This window comes from Phenylobacterium sp., assembly GCF_030651755.1.
In the GTDB taxonomy this organism is placed as follows: Bacteria; Pseudomonadota; Alphaproteobacteria; order Caulobacterales; family Caulobacteraceae; genus Phenylobacterium.
This window is the reverse complement of the sequence record NZ_JAUSBZ010000135.1, coordinates 1-8,345: the sequence shown is the minus strand read 5'-3', so window position 1 is coordinate 8,345 and position 8,345 is coordinate 1. Positions and strand designations below refer to the sequence as shown.

Sequence of the window (8,345 nt, the reverse complement as noted above, 5' to 3'; positions counted from 1 at the left end):
GGGCCGAAGTCGCGGCGCGGCGGACGGGCGTCCCCGCCTTCCGGACGGCCGCGGGGCGGGCCAGGGCGACGGGGCGGGGCGGCGCCGGGGGGCTCGCTAGGCTCCACGGGAATTTCCATGTTCGGACCGGCGGCCTTGACCGCTTCCCGGAACCGGCTCTCGGCCTCCTTGGAGATCTCGAACTTGGTCTCACGGTCGAAGATGCGGATCTGGCCGATGTCCTTCTTGGTCACGTGACCCAGGCGGCAGATCATCGGCAGGATCCACTTGGGATCGGCGTTCTTGCTGCGCCCGATGGGCATGCGGAACCAGACACCGTCGCTGATCGCGTCAGGCCTAGGACCACGCTCCGGTCGGGCAGGCCGGGGCTCGGACGGCGAGCGATCACGGACATCGTCGAACAGCTCTTCCGGGGCCGGCATCCGCGCCCGGTGCAGGCGAACCAGGGCCGCGGCCACGGCTTCGGCGCCCCGTTCAGCCAGCAGCTTCTGGGCGAGCGTCAGGTCTTCCCCGGTCAGGGCCTCATTCAGCATCGGATCGGCCAGCAGGCGTTCCTGGTCGCGCAGGCGGATTTCCTCCCCGGACGGCGGCCCGACCCATTCGGCCTCGACACCGGCCGAGGCGAGCAGCTGTTCGGCCTTGCGGCGGCGGGTATAGGGCACCACCAGGACCGAGACGCCCTTGCGCCCGGCCCGGCCGGTGCGGCCGCTGCGGTGCAGAAGGCCGGCCTTGTTCACCGGCAGTTCGGCATGGATGACCAGGCCGAGGTCCGGCAGATCGAGGCCGCGGGCGGCCACGTCGGTGGCCACGCAGGCCCGGGCATGGCCGTCGCGCAGGGACTGCAGGGCGTCGGCCCGTTCCTTCTGGCTCAGCTCGCCCGACAGCTGGACGGCCGAGAAGCCGCGCTCGCGCAGGGCGCCGTAAAGGTGACGCACCGCCTCGCGGGTGGCGCAGAAGATCAGGGCGCCGGGGGACTCGTAATAGCGCAGCAGGTTGACGACGGCCTTCTCGACCTCATTGGGGGCCACGCGGACAGCGCGATAGGCGATGTCCCCATGGGCCTCGTCCCGACGGGTGGTGTCGATCCGGGTGGCCTCGCGCTGATAGCGGCGGGCGAGCGTCACGATGTCCTTGGCGATGGTGGCCGAGAACAGCAGGGTCTGGCGCTCCACCGGAGTGGAATCCAGGATCTCTTCCAGGTCTTCCCGGAAGCCCAGGTCGAGCATTTCGTCGGCCTCGTCGAGGACGGCGACCTTCAGGGCCGACAGGTCGAGATTGCCCCGTTCCAGGTGGTCGCGCAGGCGGCCGGGCGTGCCAACGACGATATGGCAGCCGGCGGCCAGCGCCCGCTGCTCGCGCCGGGCGTCCATGCCGCCGACACAGGTGACCACCCGAGCCTTGGCGTGGGCGTAGAGCCACTCCAGTTCGCGGCTGACCTGCAGGGCGAGTTCTCGTGTTGGCGCGATCACCAGGGCCAGAGGGGCCGCGGCGTATTCAAAGTGCTCGGCTTCACCCAGCAGGGTGGTCGCGGCGGCCAGGCCGAAGGCGACGGTCTTGCCGGATCCGGTCTGGGCCGAGACCAGCAGGTCGCGGCCTTCAGGCGCCTCAAGAACAGCAGCCTGGACGGGGGTCGGGGTCGCATAGCCTTGCGCCTCGAGCGCCCGGCTGAGCGCCGGGTGCGTGGCGGGAAATGACATCGGAATCCTCTTTCCGGTGGTGAGCCAGCGCCGGTCGGCGCGGGCGTCCTCTGTCTTGATATCGCCTGGGGACGAAAAATGGTGCCGGTTGCAGGACTCGAACCCGCGACCTTCGGTTTACAAAACCGCTGCTCTACCAGCTGAGCTAAACCGGCGAACCTAGCAATATCAAAGAGATCGCCGTGCGACCCCGCCCGCTGGCATCCCCATTTGGATGGGCGACGCAACGAAAGACCAGACCACAAGACGTTTGTGCGGCGACCGATGCCACGTCGTCGCACCGGCGCCAAGGCCCATCGCCCCAGGTAAGGCTCGCGGCGGTGCGGCCAATTGCGCGCCGGGGCGGCGGTCGGGTCGGAGCCGCGCTTGGCGTCTGGCAGGTTGCTTGTATAATCAGACGGACAAATCAGAAGAGCCGCAGCGGCTGGAGGAGACGACCATGGTCTATATTCTGGGCGGCTGGCAGACCGACTTCGCGGCCAACTGGGCCCGCCAGGGGGCCGATCTGGCCGACGCCTTTTCCGAGACGGTGGGGGCGGGGCTGGCGGCGGTGGACCTGGAGCCCCGGGACATCGAGACCGGCCATGTGGGCAATTTCGTTGGCGACCTGTTCGCCGGCCAGGGTCTGCTGGGCGGGTTCTTCGGCCTGGTGCATCCCGACTTCGACGGCCTGCCCACCTCCCGGCACGAGGCGGCCTGCGCCTCGGGCAGCGTCGCCATCCTGGCGGCCACGGCCGAGCTGGAAGCCGGCCGCTATGACCTGGCCTGCGTCGTGGGTCTGGAGCAGATGCGGAACGTGTCGGGCCAGCAGGCGGCGCAGAATCTGGGGGCGGCGGCCTGGACCGGTCATGAGTTCCAGGACGCCACCTTCCTGTGGCCCAGGGCCTTTTCCGATCTGGCCGATGAATATGAGCGCCGCTACGGCCTCGATTCCGCGCACCTGATGCGCATCGCCCAGATCAATTTCGAGAACGCCAAGCGCAATCCTAACGCCCAGACGCGGCAGTGGGCCTTCGGCGAGGACAGCTTCACCCTGGATGACGAGGCCAATCCCGTGGTTGAGGGCCGCACCCGCAAGCAGGACTGCGGTCAGGTGACCGACGGGGCCGCCGTGGTCTTCCTGGCGTCAGACCGCAAGGCCGCCGAATACGCCGCCCGCCGGGGGATCCCGCTTGAAAGCCTCGCCCAGATCAAGGGCTGGGGTCATCGCTCGGCGCCCATCTCCTATGACGCCAAGGTCCGGGCCAGCGCCGACCAGCCCTATGTCTTCCCCCAGGTCCGCCGGGCCATCGAGGACGCCCGTCGCCGGGCCGGGGTCACGGCGCTCGACCAGATCGACGTGGTCGAGACCCACGACTGCTTCACCATCACCGAATACATGGCCATCGATCATCTGGGCCTGACGGCGCCTGGCGAAGCCTGGAAGGCGGTGGAGTCCGGCATGATCGAGATCGGCGGCGCCCTGCCGGTCAATCCTTCGGGCGGGCTGATCGGCCTTGGCCATCCGGTGGGGGCCACGGGGGTGCGCATGGCGCTTGACGCCTGCAAGCAGGTCACCGGCCAGGCCGGCGACTACCAGGTCGACGGCGCCCGGACCTGCCAGACCCTCAATATCGGCGGCTCCACCACCACAACGGTCAGCCTGATCGTCGGCGTCTGACCGCGCCCGAGCCTTGTGGTCGGCTCAGAGGTCTAGTAGCTTGCATAGAAAGACGGACTATTGTCCCTCGGTGAGGGACGGGGGGAACCATGCTTGAAATCGTGACGGTCCTGGGGATCAACGCCCTGGTGGTGCTGGTGCTGTTCATCCTAGCCTGGGCGGCCTGCTGGGCCATGCGCGACCCGACGCCAGTAGACAGCCTCTGGGCCCTTGGCATGGGTGTTGTGGCCGTGGCCACCTTCATCCAGACCGGCGGCGATACCGAGCGGCGCCTGGTCCTCACGGTGATCTGCGCCCTCTGGGCCGTGCGCCTGGGGGGCTACCTCCTGTGGCGCTGGCGAGACCACGGGCCTGACCGCCGCTACGTCCGCATGATGCAGAAGGCCAAGGCCGAGCGCGGCTGGAACTATGGCTATGCCTCCTTCCGCCTGGTCTTCCTGCTGCAGATGCCGCTGCTCTGGCTGGTCTGCCTGCCTGTGCAACTTGGCCAGATCGCCGACGAGCCGGCGAGCCTTGGGGTGATCGGCTATGTGGGGGCGGGGATCGCCATTTTCGGCATTCTCTTCGAAAGCCTGGGCGACTGGCAGCTCGTCCGCTTCCAGAAAAACCCGGACAATGCGGGCAAGGTGCTGGACACCGGCCTGTGGCGCTACACGCGCCACCCCAATGATTTCCGCGACGCCTGCGTCTGGTGGGGCCTGTGGCTGGTGGCGGCGGAGACGACGCCCGGTCTGTTCGCCATCGTGGGACCGATCTTCCTCGTCTACACCCTGACCCGCTGGAGCGGCATGCCCACGGTCGAGGGCCGGATGCACCGCCGCAAGCCGGCCTATGAGGACTATGCCCGCCGCACCTCGCCCTTCATTCCCTGGCCGCCCAAACCCGCCCGACCCCTGGAAGAGGCCTGAGGGCAGGGCCCCAGGCCCGGCGTACCGCGGGTTGACAAGGGGGCGCCATGCTCCAAGGGTCCGGCCGCCCACAACGCCGAGAACCCATGGCTGATTCCAGCTCTAGCCCGTTCATGGACCAACGCCGTACGACCCAGCTCGTGCAGGCCAATTCCGCGACCCGGGCGCTGAACATCCTCGGCGACCGCTGGACTCTGATGATCCTCTATCTGGCCTTCCAGCGGGTGAGGCGGTTCGAGGACTTCCAGGGCAAGATCGGAGTGGCCCGCAGCCTGTTGACCGACCGGCTCCGGCGGCTGACGACGGCCGGGGTGCTGGAGAAGGTCCGATATCAGGAACGCCCGGTCCGGGAAGAGTACCGCCTGACGGAGATGGGCCGCGACCTCTACAGCCTGGCCCTGATGATCATCGGCTGGGAGAAGCGCTGGTTCTTCGATCCGGCCCACCCCGCCCACCAGGTCCGGCACACCTGCGGCAAGCCCTTCACCCCGGAGTACCGCTGCGGCTGCTGTGGCGACGTGGTCACGGCCCGGGACGTCTATGTCATCGATGGGCCAGGCGCCGGTGTTGAGCCGAGCCAGCCGCCCCGGGCGCAGCGCCGCTCCATCGTGCCGGCCGACGCCCTGAATCTCGGAAATCCGATGCTCGACCGGGCCTTCCAGGTGCTCGGCGACCGCTGGACCTCCCACATCATCGCCTCAGCCTTCATGGGACGGCGGCGGTTTGGCGATCTGCAATCGGCCCTGGGGATCGCGCCCAACATTCTGTCGGACCGGCTGGCGCGGCTGGTCGAGCTCGGCGTCCTGCGCAAGGCTCCCTATCAGGACAGGCCGTTGCGGTGGGAGTACCGGCTGACCGACCAGGGCCGGGACCTCTATCCGCTGATCGCCGAGCTGAACCGGTGGGGCGATCGTTGGCTGGCCGGTGGCAAGGGGCCGCCGCTGATCACCTATCACCGGCCCTGCGGCCAGCCCCTGAAGGCGAAGATCACCTGCGACCAGTGCGGCGAGCCGGCCGGTCTCGACAGCGTCGCTGCGGCCCTGGACGCCTAGAGGGCTTCCGCCGTCTTGCGCCTCGCCTGGGCGGCCAGGGGCGCGCCCGCGGCGGGATCGAGATACTCATCCAGGCGCACGATCCTGCCGTCCCGGGCCTGGACCACCACGCAGGCGGGCATGGCGAAGGCCGCACCATCGGCCAGCACGCCCTCCAGCACATGCTGTTGCAGGAAGCCGTCGGCCAGGATCTCCCGCCGCACGATCCGGTAGCGACGCTCAGGCAGGGCGCGGATCAGCCATTCCAGGACCCGCAGGTTCTGGTCCACCGTCTGCTCGATCTCGTCATTGTTGTGCCAGAGCTTGGCGTCGGGGGCGTAGATGCCGCGCACGGCCTCGACGTCGCCGGCCTCAAGAGCGCTGATGAACCGTTCGGCCAGGGCCTGATGCTCCTGGGGGCTCATGCTGTGGCCACACTGTTGCGTAGGAAGTCCCGGTCGGCCCAGACGCTGTGGGTGCCGCTGCAGATCTTGTGCGGCAGGGCGATGCGCACCACCGGGCCATCCTCGATCTTCCGGGCGTCGATCAGCACGCATTCCGAGGTTCCAGTCGTCTCATCGATGATGAAGCTGACCAGATAGCCGTCGTCCTCCGCCGTGGCGCCGATGCGCGGCACGAAGGGCGCCTCGCTGGCGAACTGGCCTTCGGGCAGGGTGAAGGACCAGGACTCCCCGGTCTCCAGGTCGTGCTTGACGAAGCCGTTGAACAGGAACCAGCCGGGTTTGGTGGTGGTGGAATAGGCGTAGCGATAGGGCTTGCCGGCATAGCGCTGGTTGAACATCCCGAATTCCAGGATGCGCTCGTCCAGGTGATGCTCGCGGGTCTCGCCGGTCTTCAGGTTGAAACGCCAGCGGTGCAGCTTGGGCTTGAAGCTGTGCTCGTCCAGATAGGCCATCATGTGGGCCAGCCCCCGGGGCGCATCGGCCAGGGGCGCCGGGCAGGGGTCTTCCTGGAAGTAGCCGTCCATGACGATCTCGTCGCCGTCCTCATAGGCGTTCAGCCAGTGCAGGACATAGGTCGGCGCGGCCTCGAACCAGCGGATGTCGGCCTCATTTCCATAGCGGGGAATGACGGCGAACCGCGACGGCAGGCCCTCATGCATGCGCACCACATGGATGTTCTGGGCCAGCAGGTCCTGATCCCAGAACACCGGGAAATCGTTGAGGATCGAATAGTTGGCGGAGAACGCCATGTCGTGCGGCAGGCGCGGCCCGGGCAGGGGGACGGGCGTGTAGTGAACCCGCCGGCCGTCCTTATCGACGACCCCATAGTGCATATAGGGCGCCTGCTTGGAGTAGTTGAAGAACAGGAGTTCGCCGGTGGCTTCGTCCACCTTGGTGTGGGCCGAGACCCCGTCCAGGGGCGCCCAGCTGGCTACGCCGCCCTGTTCCAGGGTCTCGGGATCGAGCCAGTAGGCCTCGCCGCACTGATAGAAGGTCGAGACGATCCTGCCCCCGTGGATCACCACGTCGGTGCTGGAGGAGTCCTTGAGGCTCCCATGGGCGCCGAAGCCCGGGCGCACCGAGACTCCAGGTCCATCGGCCAGACCGCCCCACAGGGACTGACCGGCTTCCTGCTCGGCCTCGAAGCAGCGGGTGCGGACGAAGCGGTTACGATAGTCGGCCTTGCCGTCCTTGAAGCTGATCATGTGGATCATGCCGTCCCCGTCGAAGGGGTGGTAGCGGCCGAGGGGCTGATGGGCCTGGTTCTCGGTGTTGCGCACATAGACGCCGTCGATATCGGTCGGGATGACACCCTCGAGGACCTGCAGGTCCTCGGCGTTGACCTCTTCATGCAGCGGCGTCCAGGCCCCGGTCAGATAGGGGTGGTTTGTCGGCTGCAACGAGGTGCGGACCGGTGGCAGACGCTCCAACTTCATGACCTGGACTCCTCAGCTCAGCGCTCCTCTCCGGGAGCCAGCCCAAAGCCTAGCAGGAAGGTCTTTTTACGCAAGTGACGTGTCGTTGAAGGGCGCTGCGGCTCATCACGACCATGACCGTTCGGCATGGCGCCTTGGCTTGAACGCCTGTCCCGTTGGGGCGTGAACGGGCGCTGGCGTGAATGGTCTGCATGCCTCGTGAGGAAGCCCCGCGATCGTCAGGGCGCCGCCGGCCGCCGCCGATGGGCGACCATTTCGCTCACTACGGCGTCGATGATCTCTGGGAGCGCCTGGGCCGCATCGATGTCCACGGCGCCTTCCTCCGGGGCGGGGGGCTCCAGGGTGGCGAACTGGCTGGCGAGCAGCGACGGGGGCATGAAGTGGCCCCGGCGGCGCCTGAGGCGTTCGGCCAGCAGCTCTGGCTCAGCTCTGATGAAGACGATCTGCAGGTCGGCTGCGGCGCGCCGCAGCTGATCTCGATAGGTTCGCTTGAGCGCCGAGCAGGCGACCACCGCGGGGCAGGCCTCAGTCTGCCGCGCGGCGATCCAGGCCGCGACCGCCGCCAGCCAGGGGCGTCGATCCTCATCGTCCAGGGCTGCGCCCATCGCCATCTTGGCGTGGTTGGCAGGGGGATGCAGATCGTCGGCGTCAAGAAACGCCCAGCCCAGGCGTTCGGCCAAGGCCTTGGCGATGGTCGTCTTGCCGGCGCCTGAAACGCCCATCACCAGCAGGATCGGGGTCGTGGTCATGCCAGCCTAACGCTGGACGCTGGGGCAAGGTCCGTCCAGCCCCGGAACCCTGCGCGGGGTCAGACCTTTCCCCTGCATGCGACAGAACACTCAGGATGCGCTTTTCGGCCGGGTCATCGCCATCACCGGCGCCTCGGCCGGAGTCGGCCGCGCCACAGCCCTGGCGGCGGCCCGGGCCGGGGCCTCCCTTCTGCTGATGGCCCGGAGTCAGACCGCCCTGGAGGCCGTGGCGGACGAGGCGCGGGCGCTCGGGGTCCGCGTCCATGTGGCGCCCCTCGACGTCGCCGACGCCGAGGCGGTGCGGCAGGCCGCCCATGCGGGCGAGCTGGCGCTCGGGCCTATCGATGTCTGGGTGAACAGCGCCATGGTCACAGTCTTCTCCCCCATCGCCAGGCTTGAT

Annotated in this window: 8 protein-coding genes and 1 tRNA gene; 4 read left to right on the top strand and 5 right to left on the bottom strand. The window is 68.2% G+C overall.

The features are described 5' to 3' along the window. The coding region (locus Q7V15_RS12705; RefSeq protein ID WP_304756024.1) for a DEAD/DEAH box helicase at positions 1-1,697 on the bottom strand (1,697 nt) is incomplete at its 3' end. 79 nt (positions 1,698-1,776) lie between these two features. Beyond that, a tRNA-Thr gene (locus Q7V15_RS12700) sits at positions 1,777-1,852 on the bottom strand. A 284-nt stretch (positions 1,853-2,136) separates the two neighbouring features. On the opposite strand from Q7V15_RS12700, the gene Q7V15_RS12695 reads away from it, so the two are divergent. The 3 genes from Q7V15_RS12695 (at position 2,137) to Q7V15_RS12685 (ending at position 5,317) form a co-directional block, all read left to right on the top strand. Beyond that, on the top strand, positions 2,137-3,357 hold the full coding sequence (locus Q7V15_RS12695) for an acetyl-CoA acetyltransferase (RefSeq protein WP_304756023.1): 1,221 nt from the start codon (positions 2,137-2,139) through the stop codon (positions 3,355-3,357). 89 nt (positions 3,358-3,446) lie between these two features. Then, complete coding sequence (locus Q7V15_RS12690; RefSeq protein WP_304756022.1) at positions 3,447-4,265, top strand: DUF1295 domain-containing protein; 819 nt, start codon at positions 3,447-3,449, stop codon at positions 4,263-4,265. Between the two features lie 86 nt (positions 4,266-4,351). Then, complete coding sequence (locus Q7V15_RS12685; protein ID WP_304756021.1) at positions 4,352-5,317, top strand: helix-turn-helix domain-containing protein; 966 nt, start codon at positions 4,352-4,354, stop codon at positions 5,315-5,317. Here the strand turns inward: Q7V15_RS12685 and Q7V15_RS12680 are convergent. From Q7V15_RS12680 to Q7V15_RS12670, 3 genes are all read right to left on the bottom strand, one after another. Then, positions 5,314-5,721, bottom strand: coding sequence for a nuclear transport factor 2 family protein (locus Q7V15_RS12680; protein ID WP_304756020.1), 408 nt, complete (start codon positions 5,719-5,721; stop codon positions 5,314-5,316). The genes Q7V15_RS12685 and Q7V15_RS12680 overlap by 4 nt on opposite strands. After that, positions 5,718-7,196, bottom strand: a complete 1,479-nt coding sequence (locus Q7V15_RS12675) for a carotenoid oxygenase family protein (RefSeq protein ID WP_304756019.1) — start codon at positions 7,194-7,196, stop codon at positions 5,718-5,720. Before Q7V15_RS12675 ends, Q7V15_RS12680 begins: the two co-directional genes overlap by 4 nt. Positions 7,197-7,414: 218 nt before the next feature. Beyond that, positions 7,415-7,945 (bottom strand): gluconokinase, encoded by a 531-nt coding sequence (locus tag Q7V15_RS12670; RefSeq protein WP_304756018.1) that lies wholly within the window; start codon positions 7,943-7,945, stop codon positions 7,415-7,417. A gap of 76 nt (positions 7,946-8,021) precedes the next feature. Between Q7V15_RS12670 and Q7V15_RS12665 the strand changes: the two genes are divergently transcribed. Further along, a partial coding sequence (locus Q7V15_RS12665; protein ID WP_304756017.1) for an SDR family NAD(P)-dependent oxidoreductase occupies positions 8,022-8,345 on the top strand: 324 nt, incomplete at its 3' end.